The organism is Microbaculum marinisediminis (assembly GCF_025397915.1).
GTDB lineage: Bacteria > Pseudomonadota > Alphaproteobacteria > Rhizobiales > Tepidamorphaceae > Microbaculum > Microbaculum marinisediminis.
In genome coordinates, this window is the sequence record NZ_JALIDZ010000004.1 from 348,643 (window position 1) to 364,857 (window position 16,215).

14 protein-coding genes are annotated in these 16,215 nt (G+C 68.6%); 4 read left to right on the forward strand and 10 right to left on the reverse strand.

Annotation, left to right across the window (positions count from 1 at the left end):
- Window positions 1-15 precede the first annotated feature (15 nt).
- The 5 genes from MUB46_RS10540 to ccmA form a co-directional block, all read right to left on the reverse strand.
- The gene (locus MUB46_RS10540; protein WP_261615857.1) at window positions 16-684 is read right to left on the reverse strand and encodes a DsbE family thiol:disulfide interchange protein; all 669 of its coding nucleotides are present in this window, start codon (window positions 682-684) and stop codon (window positions 16-18) included.
- Window positions 681-839 (reverse strand): heme exporter protein CcmD, encoded by a 159-nt coding sequence (gene ccmD / locus MUB46_RS10545; RefSeq protein ID WP_261615858.1) that lies wholly within the window; start codon window positions 837-839, stop codon window positions 681-683. Before ccmD ends, MUB46_RS10540 begins: the two co-directional genes overlap by 4 nt.
- 21 nt (window positions 840-860) lie before the next feature.
- Window positions 861-1,592 carry a heme ABC transporter permease gene (locus MUB46_RS10550; protein ID WP_261615859.1) on the reverse strand — a complete coding sequence of 244 codons (732 nt, stop codon included), beginning with the start codon at window positions 1,590-1,592 and terminating at the stop codon, window positions 861-863.
- Between the two features lie 79 nt (window positions 1,593-1,671).
- Window positions 1,672-2,343, reverse strand: coding sequence for a heme exporter protein CcmB (ccmB, locus tag MUB46_RS10555; protein ID WP_261615860.1), 672 nt, complete (start codon window positions 2,341-2,343; stop codon window positions 1,672-1,674).
- Complete coding sequence (gene ccmA / locus MUB46_RS10560; RefSeq protein ID WP_261615861.1) at window positions 2,340-3,005, reverse strand: heme ABC exporter ATP-binding protein CcmA; 666 nt, start codon at window positions 3,003-3,005, stop codon at window positions 2,340-2,342. The genes ccmB and ccmA overlap by 4 nt, the downstream gene beginning before the upstream one ends.
- A gap of 217 nt (window positions 3,006-3,222) precedes the next feature.
- Between ccmA and acnA the strand changes: the two genes are divergently transcribed.
- Both acnA and MUB46_RS10570 read left to right on the forward strand, forming a co-directional pair.
- The gene (gene acnA / locus MUB46_RS10565) at window positions 3,223-5,937 is read left to right on the forward strand and encodes an aconitate hydratase AcnA (RefSeq protein WP_261615862.1); all 2,715 of its coding nucleotides are present in this window, start codon (window positions 3,223-3,225) and stop codon (window positions 5,935-5,937) included.
- A gap of 292 nt (window positions 5,938-6,229) precedes the next feature.
- Window positions 6,230-6,934: a DUF1223 domain-containing protein gene (locus tag MUB46_RS10570; protein ID WP_261615863.1), complete on the forward strand. Its 705-nt coding sequence runs from the start codon at window positions 6,230-6,232 to the stop codon at window positions 6,932-6,934.
- Between the two features lie 7 nt (window positions 6,935-6,941).
- Here MUB46_RS10570 and htpG read toward each other — a convergent pair whose 3' ends face one another.
- Window positions 6,942-8,867, reverse strand: a complete 1,926-nt coding sequence (gene htpG, locus MUB46_RS10575; RefSeq protein WP_261615864.1) for a molecular chaperone HtpG — start codon at window positions 8,865-8,867, stop codon at window positions 6,942-6,944.
- A gap of 503 nt (window positions 8,868-9,370) precedes the next feature.
- Between htpG and MUB46_RS10580 the strand changes: the two genes are divergently transcribed.
- Window positions 9,371-9,709 (forward strand): DUF2794 domain-containing protein, encoded by a 339-nt coding sequence (locus tag MUB46_RS10580; RefSeq protein ID WP_261616058.1) that lies wholly within the window; start codon window positions 9,371-9,373, stop codon window positions 9,707-9,709.
- Window positions 9,710-10,629: 920 nt separating this feature from the next.
- Here the strand turns inward: MUB46_RS10580 and MUB46_RS10585 are convergent.
- The 4 genes from MUB46_RS10585 to MUB46_RS10600 all read right to left on the reverse strand — a co-directional run bounded on the left by MUB46_RS10585 (window position 10,630) and on the right by MUB46_RS10600 (window position 15,451).
- A complete protein-coding gene (locus tag MUB46_RS10585; protein ID WP_261615865.1) occupies window positions 10,630-11,172 on the reverse strand; it encodes a GNAT family N-acetyltransferase in 543 nt (180 codons plus the stop codon).
- A 71-nt stretch (window positions 11,173-11,243) separates the two neighbouring features.
- A complete protein-coding gene (locus tag MUB46_RS10590; protein WP_425256244.1) occupies window positions 11,244-11,993 on the reverse strand; it encodes a Bax inhibitor-1/YccA family protein in 750 nt (249 codons plus the stop codon).
- A 186-nt stretch (window positions 11,994-12,179) separates the two neighbouring features.
- Complete coding sequence (locus MUB46_RS10595; RefSeq protein WP_261615866.1) at window positions 12,180-14,750, reverse strand: ABC transporter permease; 2,571 nt, start codon at window positions 14,748-14,750, stop codon at window positions 12,180-12,182.
- Complete coding sequence (locus tag MUB46_RS10600; RefSeq protein ID WP_261615867.1) at window positions 14,747-15,451, reverse strand: ABC transporter ATP-binding protein; 705 nt, start codon at window positions 15,449-15,451, stop codon at window positions 14,747-14,749. The genes MUB46_RS10595 and MUB46_RS10600 overlap by 4 nt, the downstream gene beginning before the upstream one ends.
- Between MUB46_RS10600 and MUB46_RS10605 the strand changes: the two genes are divergently transcribed.
- The gene (locus MUB46_RS10605) at window positions 15,443-16,192 is read left to right on the forward strand and encodes an arylesterase (protein ID WP_425256252.1); all 750 of its coding nucleotides are present in this window, start codon (window positions 15,443-15,445) and stop codon (window positions 16,190-16,192) included. The two genes, MUB46_RS10600 and MUB46_RS10605, sit on opposite strands and share 9 nt — an antisense overlap.
- Window positions 16,193-16,215 lie beyond the last annotated feature (23 nt).

Sequence of the window (16,215 nt, forward strand, 5' to 3'; positions counted from 1 at the left end):
ACGACGAGTGCTTCATCAGGAAGAGGGCTTCGGCTTCAGCGCCTTCTCGATTTCGGGCATCAGCCGGTCGGCCAGCGAGCGCGCGTTGAGCGGGCCGACATGCTTGAAGACGATGCGGCCGTCGTTGTCGACGACGAAGGTCTCGGGCACGCCGTAGACGCCCCAGTCGATGCCGACGCGGCCCTTCTCGTCGGCGCCGACGGCATCGAACGGATTGCCGTAGCGGCCGAGGAAGCGGCGGGCGTTGTCGGCGCCGTCCTTGTAGTTGAGGCCGAAGACGCGGAAGCGGTCGTCCTCGCCCAGGGCCTCGATGAAGGGATGCTCCTCGCGGCAGGGCACGCACCACGACGCCCAGACATTGACCACGGTCACGCCCTGGCCCTTGAGGTCGTCGGTCGAAAAGCCCGGCACCGCCTTGCCGTCCTCCACCAGGCCGTCGAGGGCGGGGAGGCTGAATTGGGGCACCTCGCGGCCGATCAGGGCGGAGGGCACGACGCTCGGGTCACCGGCATAGAGGCGGAACAGGAACAGCCCGGCGAGACCCGCGAACACCACCAGCGGCGTGGCGACGACGATGCGGCCGAGCAGCGAGCGCTTCGGTCTGGCGGCTTTCGCGGGCGCGGATTTCTCGGGCGCCGGATTCCCGGGCCCCGACTTTCCGGGAGCGGTGTCCTCGGCGGTCATCGGTTGCCGCCCGCGCGGCGCACGCCGCGCCTGTCGAGTTCGGCCAGCGCCGCCTTCTGGACGCGGCCGTCGGCGACCACCCAGACGACGAGGCCGAGCAGCACGGTGGCGGTCAGGGCATAGGCGGCGACGATGAATCCGAGATGGTCGACCATTGGCTCAGCTCCTCGATCTGGTCATTGCGCGGGCGCCAGCGCGCCGGCCGCCCTGACGCGCAGCGCCCGGACCCGGCGGCGCATCACCTCGTTGCGCATGGCCGCGGTATGTAGGGCGAAGAACAGGAGCGTATAGCCGACGCCCATGGTCAGAAGCGGATACAGCATCGAGGAATCGATCGTCGGCCCGTCGAGGCGGAAGACGCTGGCGGGCTGGTGCAGGGTGTTCCACCAGTCGACCGAGAACTTGATAATCGGGATGTTGACGAAGCCGACCAGCGCCAGGATCGCGACGGGCCGCGCGGCGCGGGCGGGATCGTCGAAGGCGCGCCATAGCGCGATCAGGCCGAGATACATCAGGAACAGGATCAGCACCGAGGTCAGGCGCGCGTCCCACACCCACCAGGTGCCCCACATCGGCTTGCCCCACAGCGAGCCGGTGACCAGCGCCAGGAAGGTGAAGGCGGCGCCGATCGGGGCTGCGGCCTTGGCCGAGACGTCGGCGAGCGGGTGGCGCCAGACCAGCGTGCCCAGCGACGACACGGCGACGATCGAATAGCACATCATCGCCAGCCAGGCGGCCGGCACGTGGATGTACATGATCAGCACGGTCTCGCCCTGCTGGTAGTCGGCGGGCGCGCGGAAGGCCAGGAAAAGGCCGAGCGCGCAGACAAGCGCGGCCGCGGCCCACAGCCAGGGCAGCAGGCGTTCGGAGTACGCCATGAATCGGGTCGGGTTGGCGAGTTCGATCATCACGCGATCCTTCGCCGCCTGTTATGGCACAAAGTTCGGCGGAACTGAGATACGAAACAACGTCGCGGCACGGCTATTCCTACTCCAGCGCCAGTTTCAGCGCCGCGGCGGCGGCGATCGGGGCGAGAACGAGGCTCAGAAGCGTCAACGCGGCAAGGACCAGAAGCGGCGTCGACATCGGCACCGGGCCGGTGATCGCCGCGTCCGTCGCGCCGACGCCGAAGATGAGCACGGGCACCGTCAGCGGCAAGACCGTCACCGGAACCAGCAGGCCGCCGCGGCGCAGCGCCACCGTCAGGGCCGCGCCGATGGCGCCCAGGAAGGTCAGCGCCGGCGTGCCGACCAGAAGCGTCAGCGCGACGGCGCCGAGGGCGGCGGGATCGACGTTGAGCATCAGCCCGAGCAGCGGCGCGGCGACGACCAGCGGCAGGCCGGTCGTCACCCAGTGGGCGATCGCCTTCACCGCGACGATGACGACGAGCGGCGTCTCGGTCATGGTCAGGAGGTCGAGCGAGCCGTCCTCGTGATCGGCCTGGAACAGCCGGTCGAGGCCGATCAGGGTGGCCAGCAGCGCGCCTATCCAGAGGACCGCCGGGCCGACCCGCTTCAGGAGGTTCAGGTCGGGGCCGATGGCGAAGGGCATCAGCGCGATGACGATCAGAAAGAACACCGCGCCCATCATGGCGCCGCCGCCGACGCGCAGCGACAGGCGGATCTCGCGGCGGAACAGGGCGGCGACGGCGCCGGTCATGTCGCGTCCCCTCCAGTATCGGCACCCGTTTCAGCGCCGGCATCGTTCCGGGCCGGGTTTGGCGCGGGGCCGCCCATCTCCAGCACCCGCGTCTCGAAGGGCAGCGCGTCATGGGTCGCCACGAGTGCCAGGCCGCCGCCGGCGAGATGGGCGCGAATCAGGTCGAATAGGCGCGCACGCGCCTGCGCGTCGATCGCCGTCGTCGGCTCGTCCAGCAGCCACAGCGGCCGCTCGCAGGCGATCAGGCGGGCGAGCGCAAGGCGCCGGCGCTGGCCGGCCGACAGGATGCCGGCGGGAAAGTCGGCGAGCGCGGCAAGGCCGACCTCCGCGAGCGCAGTGCCTGTATCGGCCTTGCGCCGGCCGAGCATCCCGGCCCAGAAGCCGAGGTTCTCGGCAACGGTGAGCGCGGGCTTCAGCGCGTCGAGATGGCCGACATAGTGGGCGTACTCGCCGACCGGCACGTCCTCGGCGGCACCGTCGAGGCGGAGCCGGCCCGCGCTCACGGGCACCAGCCCGGCGACGAGGCGCAAGAGCGACGACTTGCCGGCGCCGTTGGGGCCGCGCAGCACCAGAAGCTCGCCGGCATCGACCGCGAAACCGAGGCCGGAAAACACCTCGCGGCCGCCGCGCACGCACGCGAGATCGTCTCCCACCAGCTTCATGGTGACGGCCTCATGCGGATCTGTATCGGGCGCGCGATCGGGTCGCCATGTGCGGGACGGGCCTCGCCTTTCTCACGTCGTATTGGCACCACTCTTAGAAATTCTCTATATACCCGGCAAGTCGGGCCGGCGCCTGCGACGTAAGTCGTGGTCATATTGCGCACCGTGGACGCTGCCCCATCTCGCCCTGAACCCCCGAACGCAAGAGGCCGACGCAGTGACCTCCACCTCCCTCGACAGTTTCAAAGCCCGCAAGACCCTCAAGGTCGGCAACAAGACCTACGAGTATTTCAGCCTCAAGGCGGCCGAGAAGAACGGTCTCAAGGACATCTCCTCGCTTCCCTATTCGCTCAAGGTCCTTCTGGAGAACCTGCTGCGCAACGAGGACGGGCGCACCGTCAAGAAGGCCGATATCAAGGCGATGGCGAGCTGGCTGCGCAAGCGGTCGTCCGACCGCGAGATCGCCTTCCGCCCGGCGCGCGTGCTGATGCAGGACTTCACCGGCGTGCCGGCGATCGTCGACCTCGCCGCGATGCGCGACGCCATGACCGCGCTCGGCGGCGATCCCAAGAAGATCAATCCGCTGGTGCCGGTGGATCTGGTCATCGACCACTCGGTGATCGTCGACGCGTTCGGCAACCAGCGCGCCTTCAAGGTCAACGTCGATCGTGAATACGAGCGCAACGGCGAGCGCTACCGCTTCCTGCGCTGGGGTCAGGAAGCGTTCGACAACTTCCGCGTGGTGCCGCCCGGAACCGGCATCTGCCACCAGGTGAACCTGGAGTATCTCGGCCAGACCGTCTGGACCAAGAAGTTCAAGACCAAGGACGCCAAGGGCAAGACCAATACCGTGGAGCAGGCTTTCCCGGACACGCTGGTGGGCACGGACAGCCACACGACGATGGTCAACGGCCTGTCGGTGCTGGGCTGGGGCGTCGGCGGCATCGAGGCTGAGGCCGCGATGCTCGGCCAGCCGATCTCGATGCTGATCCCCGAGGTGATCGGCTTCAAGCTGACGGGCAAGCTCAAGGAGGGCGTGACGGCGACCGACTTGGTGCTGACCGTCACCCAGATGCTGCGCCAGAAGGGCGTGGTCGGCAAGTTCGTCGAGTTCTACGGCGCCGGCCTCAACCACCTGCCGCTCGAGGACCGGGCGACGATCGCCAACATGGCGCCGGAATACGGCGCGACCTGCGGCTTCTTCCCCATCGACGAGGACACGATCCGCTACCTGAACCAGACCGGCCGCGCCAAGGGGCGTATCGAGCTGGTCGAGGCCTACGCCAAGGCGCAGGGCATGTACCGCACCGCGCGCGCCAAGGATCCGGTCTTCACCGATTCGCTCGAACTCGACCTCGGCGACGTCGAGCCGTCGATCGCCGGTCCGAAGCGGCCGCAGGACCGGGTCCTGCTGTCCGAGGCCAAGCCGAAATTCGTCGAGGCGCTGAAGACCGAGTTCGGCAAGGGCGAGGAGATCGAACGGCGCGCCGAGGTTGACGGCGAGAGCTTCGATCTGGGCCACGGCGACGTGGTGATCGCGGCGATCACCTCGTGCACCAATACCTCCAACCCCTACGTGATGATGGCCGCCGGCCTGGTCGCCCGCAACGCCGCCGCGCTCGGGCTCAAGCCCAAGCCGTGGGTGAAGACGTCGCTGGCGCCCGGCAGCCAGGTGGTCGCCGAGTACCTGGAGAAGTCGGGGCTGCAGAAGGAGCTCAACAAGGTCGGCTTCAACCTGGTCGGCTTCGGCTGCACCACCTGCATCGGCAACTCCGGGCCGCTGCCCGAGCCGGTGTCGAAGACGGTCAATTCGGCCGATCTCGTCGCCTGCTCGGTCCTGTCGGGCAACCGCAACTTCGAGGGCCGGGTCAATCCGGACGTGCGCGCCAACTATCTGGCCTCGCCGCCGCTGGTCGTCGTCTACGCGCTCGCCGGCTCGATGCAGATCGACATCACCAAGGATGCGATCGGCACGGACCGCAAGGGCAATCCGGTGTACCTGAAGGACATCTGGCCGTCGTCCGAGGAGGTCGCCGACGTCGTCCACAAGACGATCACCCGGTCGATGTTCCGCGAGAAGTATGCCGACGTGTTCAAGGGCGACCGCCACTGGCGCAAGATCGCCGTCGAGGGCGGCCTGACCTACGGCTGGGAGTCGAAGTCCACCTACGTGCAGAACCCGCCCTACTTCGTCGACATGGCGCGCGAGCCCGAGGCGGTGACCGACATCGAGAACGCTCGCGTGCTCGGCCTGTTCCTCGACTCGATCACCACCGACCACATCTCGCCGGCCGGCTCGATCAAGGCGGACAGCCCGGCCGGCCAGTACCTGGTCGGCAACAAGGTGAAGCCGATCGACTTCAACCAGTACGGCACGCGGCGCGGCAACCACGAGGTGATGATGCGCGGCACCTTCGCCAACATCCGCATCAAGAACCAGATGGTGCCGGGCGTCGAAGGTGGCGTGACGATCCATCATCCCGATGGCAAGGAGATGTCGATCTACGACGCGGCGATGAAGTATCGCGGCGAGAACGTGCCGCTGGTGGTGTTCGCCGGCAAGGAATACGGCACCGGATCGTCGCGTGACTGGGCGGCCAAGGGCACCCGCCTGCTCGGCGTGCGCGCGGTCGTCGCCCAGTCGTTCGAGCGCATCCACCGCTCCAACCTGATCGGTATGGGCGTGCTGCCGCTGCAGTTCACCGACGACCAGTCCTGGCAGACGCTGGGCCTGACCGGCGACGAGATCGTCACCATCGAGGGGCTGCAGGAGACGCTGAAGCCGGGCGCGACGCTGACGGCGAAGATCACCTTCGCCGACGGAAAGACCAAGTCGGTGCCGCTCCTGTGCCGCATCGATACGCTCGACGAGCTCGACTACTTCAAGAACGGCGGCATCCTGCAGTACGTGCTGCGCAACCTCGCCGCCTGAGCGAGCACCATGACCGGCGGCCCCGATCTTCACGATCGGGGCCGCGTGGTTTCCTTGCGAATTTTCCAGCCGGTTTTTCCGCCGGCTCTCTCCGCGTGATTGTTGTGGGTGGGGCACCCGTCCGGGCGCGGGCGTCACCCCAATGTGACTGGCGTTTGAAGCCGCGACCGCGTATCCCGAAGCGATCGGTGCCGCCGGCACGACAAGGCTTTCGGGCAGTTTCGCGATGAATTGGCTACGGTTTTCCCGACGATCTGCGCGCCTTGCCGCGGCGGCGCTGGCGCTTGCTTTCTTGCCGCTCGTTATTACCCCCCTGGGCATGGGGGCGGCTAAGGCGGGGGAGCGGCTCGACGTCGTCGAGCTGTTCACCAGCCAGGGCTGCTCGTCCTGTCCGCCCGCCGATGCGGTGCTCGGCGAGATGGCTGATCGCGGCGACGTGCTCGCGCTCAGCTTCAACGTCGACTACTGGGACTATCTCGGCTGGAAGGACACGCTGGCCAGCCCGGACTTCACCAAGCGCCAGAAGGCCTATGCCCACGCGCGCGGCGATCGCGCCGTCTATACGCCGCAGGCGGTCGTCAACGGCATGATGCACGCTGTCGGCTCCGACCGGACGGACCTGAGGAACGCCATGCAGTCGACCGGCGACCGGCTCGACACGAAGGCGGTGGACCTCGCCCTGCGTCGCGACGGCGGCGCGATGGTGATCGAGACCGGAAAGGCGCGCGGCCTCCTCTCGCGGCCGAAGCCGGCGACGCTGTGGCTGGTCGTCTTCGACGACGAAAAGACGGTGAAAATCGAGCGCGGCGAGAACCGCGGCAAGACGGTCACCTATTCCAACGTCGTGCGCCGCATCGAGCCGATCGGCAAATGGACCGGCGACGCCGCGACGCTGACGGTGCCGCTGCCTGCCGACGGCGACGCGAAATGCGCCGTCATCCTGCAGGAGGGCGACGGCGCCGCGCCCGGCCCGATCCTCGCGGCGGCGCGGCTGTAGCGCACCCTTATCCGTCGGCTCTTCCCAGCAGCAGCCGCGTCAGCCGGCCGGCGAAGGCGGCCGGGTCCGCCGGCGTCTCGCCGTCGAGGATGCAGGCCTCGTCGTAGAGCAGCCAGGCGGCGTCGGCCAGCAGCGCCTTGTCGCCGTCGCCGCCGGCCTGGGCGGCGAGATGCTTGATCAGCGCGTGGCGCGGGTTGAGTTCCAGCACGGGGGCGGCGCGCTCGGGCGCGCCCTCCTGTTTGGCGAGCATGCGTTCGAGCCGCCGGTCGAGCGCGCCTTCGGTCGCCACCAGGCAGACCGGGCTCTCGGCGAGGCGGGTGGAGGCGCGCACGTCCTGAACCGCGTCGCCGAGCGTCTGCTTGACGAAGGCGGCCAGCGTGGCGACCGCCGGGCCGGCCTCGTCGTCCTCGTCCGCGGCCTTTTCGTCGAGCAGCGCGACGTTGGTGATGTCGGCGTCGCCCTGGCTCACCGACTTCAGCGGCTTGCCGTCGAAGCCGGTGGCGACGCGCACCCAGAAATGGTCGACCGGATCGGTCAGCAGCAGCACCTCGATGCCGCGGGCGCGGAAGCCTTCCAGATGCGGGCTGGCGGCGGCCTGCGCGGCGCTGTCGCCGGTGACGTAGTAGATCGCGGTCTGGTTCTCCCGCATGTCGGCGACATAGTCCTTCAGCGAGCGCCAGCCGTCGGCATCCCTGGTGGTATGGAAGCGGGCGAGGCCGAGCAGGGTGTCGCGGCGCTCGATGTCCTCGTAGAGCCCTTCCTTGAGAACCGGGCCGAAGGCCGACCAGATCTGCGCGTAGCGTTCCGGCTCCTTGTCGGCGAGCTTGGCCAGCTCGCTCAGCACGCGGTTGGCGACGGCCTTGCGGATCTGGCCGAGCAGCGGGCTTTCCTGCAGCATCTCGCGCGAGATGTTGAGCGGCAGGTCGTCGGAATCGACGAGGCCGCGCACGAAGCGCAGGTAGCCGGGCATCAGCTCGGCGTCGTCGGTGATGAAGACCCGGCGCACGTAGAGCCGGGTGCGGCCCTTGCGGGCCGGATCGAACATGTCGAAGGGCTTCTCGGTGGGCACGAACAGCAGCACGCGATAGGCCTGCCGGCCCTCGGCGGCGTAGTGGACGGTCAGTGCCGGCTCGTCCCAGGCGCCGGCGACGTGGCGGTAGAACTCGCGGTAGTCGTCCTCCGAAAGCTCCGACTTCGGCTTCAGCCACAGCGCGCCGCCGTCGGCGATCTCGCGGGCCGTCTCGCCCTCCTTCAGCCGGATCGGCACGGGAACATGGGCGGAATGGGCGTGGACGATCTGCTCCAGCCGGTGCGGCTCGAGGAAGTTCCTGGCGTCGTCCTTCATGTGCAGGACGATGCGGGTGCCGCGGTCGGGCGCGCTCTCGTCGGGCGCGATCTCGTAGCTGCCGCGGCCGTCGGACGACCAGCGGAAGCCCTCCGTCGCGCCGGCCTTGCGGCTGACGACGTCGACCCTGTCGGCGACCATGAAGGCGGAATAGAAGCCGATGCCGAAGCGGCCGATCAGGCTGGAGGACTCGGCGCCGTCCCCGCCGTCCCCGCCGCTCTCGTTCAGCGCCTCGACGAAGGCCTGGGTGCCGGAGCGGGCGATGGTGCCGAGATTGGCGACGAGCTCGTCGCGGTCCATGCCGATGCCGTTGTCCGCGATCGTCAGCGTGCCGGCGTCGGCGTCGGGGGTGACGGTGACGGCGAGCGCCGGATCGCCCTTCAGCAGCGAATCGTCCTGGCGCGCGGCGTAGCGCAGCTTCTCGCAGGCGTCGGCGCCGTTGGAGATCAGCTCGCGCAGGAACACGTCGCGGTCGGAGTAGACCGCGTGGACCATCAGGTCGAGAAGGCGGCCGACCTCGGCCTCGAAAGCATAGGACCCGGCGCCCTGCGCCTCGGTTGTTTCGGTCTTTTTCGTCTTGGTGCTCATCGACTATCCCGGATTTCCGCAGCGAACGAAGCGTTCCTGCGGCGAGATAGGAAGAGCCGGACGACTTTTTCAAGGGGCGAGGGGGATCAAAAACAAATCGGGCCGGCGAGACCGGCCCGTGCCAGGTGCCCGCGCCAGATGACTGTCGGGCCTTAACCAGCAGTATTCGGAAATGGAGAAACGGGCCCGGTTCAAGAACGACCCCGGGGGGCTGGGGGGCTGGGTGTTCCGGAGCCTCCTAGAACCGGGCCTCGAGGCAACGATGCGAATTTGTTCGAGCAATCGGGCGTGTGAAGGGCGCGAATGGGGCGGAAATGTGATAATTTCGGTGCCTTACGCGGAGCTGCGTCCACGGTTCGTCGATGCGGATGCCAATGCGGGCCGCAAGCGTCCTTGACGCGGCCCCGGTCCTTTGACGATCATGTGACAGCGAGGCGCGAGAGAGGGAGGAGCCGTTGAGCGAAACGGATCCCATATCGTTCCCCGGCGGCCGCGGACCTGCGATGCGCGCCGCCAGTCCCGAAGCCCGCAATGGGGCCGCGGCCCGGGTTTCCTTCGATCGCCGCGAACTGGGCGAAATCCTCAATGTCTACGGGCGCATGGTGGCCGCCGGCGAATGGCGCGACTACGCCATCGACGCGCTGAAGGAAAAAGCGGTCTTCTCCGTCTTCCGGCGCGCCTGCGAGGCGCCGCTCTACCGAATCGAGAAGAACCCGAAGCTCGCCCGCCGCCAGGGCGCCTATTCCGTCATCACGACCACCGGCCTGATCCTCAAGCGCGGCCACGATCTGTCGCGGGTCCTGCGGGCGATCGACCGGCGCCTGAAGCTGGTGGAGGCGTAGGCCGGCGAGGCCGGGGGCCTCCTGTCCTCTTGCGCGCCCGTCGTTGGCGCGCGGCCGCGTCCCAGCCGGATCGACTGCGGCGCGGATGGCGTATTTTCCCATAGTTCCTGCCGAATCGTCCGCCGAATCAGCGGTTTGCCGGCGTCGCCCTATCTTCCTCCGCAGAAAATCCGGGCAACCACCTCGCCAATCGCCCGTTATCCCTCTCGCCGCGTCGGTCTTGCCGCGTGGCCACTGCTTCATGGGCTCCGGATCAAGTCCGGAGCACGAATTTGTTCTCCGGGCACGGGCTAGAACCATTCACAAGCCGCGTGTCCTGGACTTGATCCAGGACCCATAGGGCGCGGCAGCGCGGGAAGCCGTTGGGTTTTCCCTCCCGCCGCGTCGTTCCTGCCGTGCGGCTGCTGCTTCATGGGCTCCGGATCCGGTCCGGAGCACGAGTCTTCCGTTTGGGCACGGCCTAAGCGCCACACACGGGCCGCGTGTCCTGGACTTGATCCAGGACCCATAGTGCGTGGCAGCGCGGGAAACCCGCCGGGTTTTTCTTCCCGCCGCATCGTTCCTGCCGTGCGACTGCCGCTTCATGGGCTCCGGATCAAGTCCGGAGCTCGAGTCTGTTTTCCGGGCACGGCCTAAGCGCCGCACACCGGCCGCGTGTCCTGGACTTGATCCAGGACCCATAGGGCGTGGCAGCGCGGGAAGCCGTTGGGTTTTCCCTCCCGCCGCGTCGCTCCTGCCGTGCGGCTGCCGCTTCGTGGGCTCCGGATCAGGTCCGGAGCACGCGTTTGTTTTCCGGGCACGGCCTAAGCGCGACACACCGGCCGCGTGTCCTGGACTTGATCCAGGACCCATGGGACGTGGCAGCGCGGGGACCCGCCGGATCCTCCCGCTGCGCCGGCTGGCGCGGCCGGTTGCGCCGGCTAACGCCCCTCCGGCGGCGGCTCGGTGTCGCCCGGGCCCAGCGCGCGCTGCATCAGGACGGTGGCCCGCCACCGGCCGAACTTCCAGCCGACCGCCTTGAAGGTGCCGACGAGATCGAACCCCATCGCCTTGTGCAGAGCGATCGAGCCGGCGCTGGCCTCGTCGCCGATCACCGCGATCATCTGACGGAAGCCGCAGGCCTCCGCTTCGGCGATCAGCGCGGCGAGCAGCGCCCGGCCGACGCCCCTGCCGTGCGCGGGGCGGGCGACATAGACCGAATCCTCCACCGTGAAGCGGTAGGCGGGCCGCGGCCGGTAGGCGCCGGCATAGGCGTAGCCGACGATCGTGCCGCCCGATTGCGCGACGAGATAGGGGAAGCCGCCGTCGAGAAGCGCGGCCAGCCGCTGCCCCATCGCCGTCGCGTCGGGCGGGGTTAATTCGAAGCTCGCCGTGCCGCTCTGCACGGCATCGGCGTAGATGGCGGCGATCGCCGCGCTGTCGTCCGGCGTGGCCGGGCGGATGGTCAGGTCGCGATCCGGCAAGCGGGGCCCCCAAACGAAAAAGGCCCCGGCTGTGCAGCCGGGGCCTTCCGAAAACCGATGTGTCCGCGATCCTACTCGCGATTGCCGAACAGGCTCAGCAGCATCACGAACAGGTTGATGAAGTCGAGGTACAGCCGGAGCGCGCCCATGATCGCCTTGCGGCCGGCCATCGTGCCGTCGTCCTGGGCCGAGTACATCTCCTTGATCTGCTGGGTGTCGTAGGCGGTCAGGCCGGCGAAGACCAGAACGCCGATCACCGACACCGCGAACTGCAGCGCCGAGGAGGCCAGGAAAATGTTCACGACCGAGGCGATGATGATGCCGATCAGGCCCATGAACAGGAACGAACCCCAGCCGCTCAGGTCCTTCTTCGTCGTGTAGCCGTAGAGGCTCAGCGCGCCGAAGGACGCCGCGGTGATGAAGAACACGCGTGCGATCGAGTTGCCCGTGTAGACCAGGAAGATCGAGGACAGCGACAGGCCCATGAGGGCGGCGAAGATCCAGAACGCCATCTGGGCGCCGCCGAGGCTCAGCGAGTTGAGCCGCGCGGACAGGAAGAACACCATGCCCAGCGGGGCGAGCATGATCACCCACTTCAGCGGGCTGGCGTAGATCGCCTGGCCGAAGCCGGTCAGCTGGCCGCCGCTGACCGCCATCGTGAACGCGCCGAACGCGACCACGCCGGTTACGGCCAAGCCGATTGCCATATAGTTGTAGACCTGCAGCATATAGGCGCGCAGGCCCTCGTCGATTGCGCCGACACCGGCGTGGGAGGCGCCCATGCCGTAGCCGCGGGCAGCCTGTTTGTCGAATTCCGCCATGGGATTCCCCTCGAGTTTTAAAATCACCGAGCGAATATGGGTGTCTCGCGTGCGCGAGGCAAGTACTCGCGCGGCGAATTTGCGCGCGAGAAACCTTACAAAATGTTTAGAATTCGCGCCGGTGGCGGCGCGCGATCGGCCCCGGCGCAACCGTCGTCGCACCAGCCGCGTTTCGCGCGGCCGCGCTCACAGATCGCGCAGATAGGCCGCCGGCCGACGGCCGAGGACGCGCCACGTGCCGACCAGGCCGAGGCCGACGGTCAGCACCAGCGCGCTGCCGATCGCCGCGAACGCGACGGCCGGCAGGAAGGTGAAGTCGAGCTCCATGACCTGTTCGACGACCACAAATCCGGCCAAAGTGCCGGCGGCGAGCGCGAAAATCGCGGTAATCGTGCCCAATAGCGCGAATTCGATGACATAGGCGCCGATCAGCCGGCGGCGGGTCGCGCCCAGCGTCTTCAACACCACGGCGTCGTGGATGCGGTGGCGGTGGCTCGCCGCCAGCGCCCCGGCGAGCACGAGAATGCCGGCGGCGATGGTGATCCCGCTCGCCGCCCGGACCGCCCAGGCGAGCCGGCGAACGAGGCTGTTGACCGAGTCGAGCGCCTCCTTGACCCGCACCGAGGTGACGGTGGGAAACGCCGCGGTGACCGCGCGCATCAGGCCGAGCTCGCTGTCGGCGCCGGCGGCGTCCGGCAGGGTGACGGTGGCCAGCACCATGTGCGGGGCGCCGGCGAAAGTGTTCGGCGAGAACACCATGACGAAGTTGATCGACAGGCTGGTCCAGTCGACGGTGCGCAGATTGGCGATGGTTGCGGTGATGGTGCGGCCGAGGACGTTGACGGTGATCTCGTCGCCGACGGCGAGGCCGAGCTCGCCGGCGATCTCCTCGGCGAAGGAGACCAGCGGCGGGCCGTCGTAGTCCTCGGGCCACCAGTCGCCCTCGGTCAGCGAGCCGTCGTCCGGCGGCGTCGCCGCGTAGGTGATGCCGCGGTCGCCGCGCAGCACCCATTCGGCTTCGGCCGGGCGCGGATAGTCGGCGACGGGAATGCCCTTCAGCGCGACGAAGCGGCCGCGCAGCATCGGCACCTCCTCGGTCACCCCGTCGGGCGCGGCCTCGTCGACGAGGGAGACGAAGCGTTCGGCGTCGGCGCGGGGGATGTCGAGGAAGAAGAAGCTCGGCGCCTTGTCGGGGATCGACAGGGTGAGCTGGCGCGTCAGGTTGCCGTCGATCAGCGCGATGGTGACGAGCAGGGTCAGGCCGAGCCCCAGCGACAGGACGATGCTGGGGGTGACGGCGCCGGGGCGGTGGATCGCGCCGACGGCGAGCCGCAGTGCGATGAAGCGGCTGTGCGGCAGGCGCCTGGCGATCGCCATGATGGCGACGCCGACGAGCCGCAGGACGATGAAGGCGGCGAGCGTGCCGATGACGAAGATCGTCGCGATGAACGGCTCGTAGGCAAGCCCGATGGCGAGCCCGGCCAGTGCCAGGACGATCACGGCGAGCGCGACGAGATAGACCGGCCGGGGCCAGGCCCGCGCGCGGCCGACATATTCGCGGTAGAGCGCCGTCGCCGGCACCTCGCGGGCGCGCCCCAGCGGCCACAGCGCGAAGGCGAGCGCGGTCAGGATGCCGTAGGCGAGCGCCAGCACCAGCTCGGCCCCGTAGAGGCCCGGCACCGCGTCGGCGACCGGCAGGACGGTGGCGAGCGCGGATCCGGCGAACCACGGCGTCAGCGCGCCGAATACGAGGCCGATCGCCATCGCGACGACGGCGAGCATCAGGATCTCGACGAGATAGCTGCGGAAAATGAGCGCGCCGCCGGCGCCGAGGCTCTTCAGCGTGGCGATCGTCGCCCGCCGGCCGTCGAGATAGGCGGTCACCGCGTTGGCCACCCCCACCCCGCCGACGATCAGCGCGGTAAGGCCCACCAGCGTCAGGAACATGGTGAAGCGGTCGATCTGGTCCCGCAGGCCCGGCGCGGCGTCGTTGCGGTCGCGGATCCGCCAGCCGGCCTCGGCCATCTCGGTCTCGGCGCGTTTCTTCGCCGCCTCGACATCGCCCGGCGAGGCCGGCTCGGGCAGAGCCACGCGGTAGCGCCAGCGCACCAGGCTGCCCGGCTGGATCAGGCCGGTGGCCTCCAGCGCCTCGGTGGAGATGATCACCCGGGGGCCCCAGCCGAGCCCGCCCGACAGGCGGTCCGGCTCGGCGGCGATCAGGCCGGTCAGGGTGAAGGTCGCGTTGCCGATCGAGACGGGATCGCCGATTTGGACGCCGAGCCGCTCTGCGAGGCCGGCCTCCGCGACCAGGCCGACCTGTCCCGACTTTGCGGCGACCAAGTCGTGTAGCGAGCCGACGCCGTCGATGGCGACCTCGCCGAACAGCGGATAGGCGCCGTCGACCGCCTTCAGCTCGACCAGCGTCTGCGTGTCGTTGCCTGTGCTGCGGGCCATCGCGCGCAGCGTCGCGACCTCCGAAACGCGGCCGAGCGAGCCCAGGAATTCGCGCTCGTCGGCCCGCGCCTGGCGGTGGATCAGCGAAAAGCTCAGATCGCCGCCGAGGATCGCCTGGCCTTCCTCGGAGATGCCGTTGACCAGCGACCGCGACACCGACCCCACCGAGGCGATCGCGGCGACGCCAAGGGCGATGCAGGCGATGAAGACGTAGAACCCCTTGAGGCCGCCGCGCAGCTCGCGCAGGGCGAACCGCAGGGGAACCGGCAGGCGGCGGGCAAGCGGCGTCGCAGCAGACCTCATTGCGCGGCAACCCGGGCGGCGCGGTCGGCGTCGAGGTCGATGTTGCCGTCGCGCATGGCGATGGTCCGGCCGCAGCGCGCGGCGAGCGCATTGTCATGGGTGACGAGGATCAGCGTCGTATCCCGCGTCTTGTGGAGGTCGAACATCAGGTCGACGATCTGGGCGCCGGTGGTCGCATCGAGGTTGCCGGTCGGCTCGTCGGCGAACAGGATCGCCGGCTCGACGACGAGGGCACGGGCGAGCGCGACGCGCTGCTGCTCGCCGCCGGACAGTTCGGCGGGATAGTGGGCGATGCGGTCGGCGAGGCCGACCTGCGCCAGCTCCGCCTCGGCCCGCTCGAAGGCATCGGCGCGGCCGGCGAGTTCCAGCGGCACGGCGACGTTTTCGAGCGCCGTCATGTTCTGGATCAGGTGGAAGGACTGGAAGACAATGCCGACATTGTCGCCGCGAAACCGGGCAAGCGCGTCCTCGTCGAGGCCGGCGAGGCTCTCGCCGGCGACAACGACATCGCCGGAACCGGGCGGCTCAAGGCCCGCCATCACCATCAGCAGCGTCGATTTGCCCGAACCCGACGGGCCGACGATGCCGATCGCTTCCCCGGCCCCTATACTCAGGCTAATACCTTTTAGCACATGGACCCTGGCGGCTCCGCTGCCGAGACTTAAATGAACGTTCTCGAGACGGATGGCATCATGCGGCACGGAACGAAACTCCTCGGCAGGGGAAACAGGCGGCGGTTTCCGACATATGGGGCATTCGCGGCCAAGCTCAAAGCGGTCCTGGCCGGCGGCCTGATCACAATTACGACGGTTGCGGCGCTCTGGTTCTCATTCGGGCCCACCGGAGCGATAGCCGACAAGGGGCCGATCCGGCTCGTCGCGCTCGGCGACAGCCTGTCGGCGGGCTTCAACCTGGCGCCCGAGGCCGCGTTTCCGGTGCAGCTCGAAAAGGCGCTGCAGGCGCGCGGCCACGACGTGGTGGTGGCCAATGCCGCGGTGTCCGGAGATACGGCCAGTGCGGGACTTTCCCGCGTCGACTGGTCGGTGCCCGACGATACCGACGGGGTGATCCTCGAGCTTGGCGCCAACGATGCGCTGCGCGGCGTCGATGTCAGGGTGACCCGCGACGCGCTGGAGGGGATCGCGGCGAAACTCCGCGAACGCGGCATCGACGTGCTGGTCGCCGGCATGCTGGCGCCGCCAAACATGGGCGACGGCTACGCCAAGGACTTCAACGCGATCTTCCCCGACCTGGCCCAACGCTACGATTTCGTGCTCTACCCCTTCTTCCTCGACGGCGTCGCCGCCGATCCCTCCCTCAATCTCGATGACGGCATGCATCCCACTTCGGAGGGGGTCAACGTCATCGTCGAGCGGATCCTGCCTTATGTCGAACGGCTGATCGCTCGGATCGAAAACGGGTCGGGCCCGTCGGGCGGCTGATCTTCGCTCTCCATTCCAACACG

What these genes read in the sequence shown, in the direction of transcription:
- MUB46_RS10605 (WP_425256252.1), top strand. Translation starts at nt 15,443, where the DNA reads ATGCGGCACGGAACGAAACTCCTCGGCAGGGGAAACAGGCGGCGGTTT.
- MUB46_RS10590 (WP_425256244.1), bottom strand. Translation starts at nt 11,993, where the DNA reads ATGGCGGAATTCGACAAACAGGCTGCCCGCGGCTACGGCATGGGCGCC.
- MUB46_RS10550 (WP_261615859.1), bottom strand. Translation starts at nt 1,592, where the DNA reads ATGATCGAACTCGCCAACCCGACCCGATTCATGGCGTACTCCGAACGC.
- ccmA (WP_261615861.1), bottom strand. Translation starts at nt 3,005, where the DNA reads ATGAAGCTGGTGGGAGACGATCTCGCGTGCGTGCGCGGCGGCCGCGAG.
- MUB46_RS10540 (WP_261615857.1), bottom strand. Translation starts at nt 684, where the DNA reads ATGACCGCCGAGGACACCGCTCCCGGAAAGTCGGGGCCCGGGAATCCG.
- ccmD (WP_261615858.1), bottom strand. Translation starts at nt 839, where the DNA reads ATGGTCGACCATCTCGGATTCATCGTCGCCGCCTATGCCCTGACCGCC.
- MUB46_RS10580 (WP_261616058.1), top strand. Translation starts at nt 9,371, where the DNA reads ATGCGCGCCGCCAGTCCCGAAGCCCGCAATGGGGCCGCGGCCCGGGTT.
- ccmB (WP_261615860.1), bottom strand. Translation starts at nt 2,343, where the DNA reads ATGACCGGCGCCGTCGCCGCCCTGTTCCGCCGCGAGATCCGCCTGTCG.
- htpG (WP_261615864.1), bottom strand. Translation starts at nt 8,867, where the DNA reads ATGAGCACCAAGACGAAAAAGACCGAAACAACCGAGGCGCAGGGCGCC.
- MUB46_RS10595 (WP_261615866.1), bottom strand. Translation starts at nt 14,750, where the DNA reads ATGAGGTCTGCTGCGACGCCGCTTGCCCGCCGCCTGCCGGTTCCCCTG.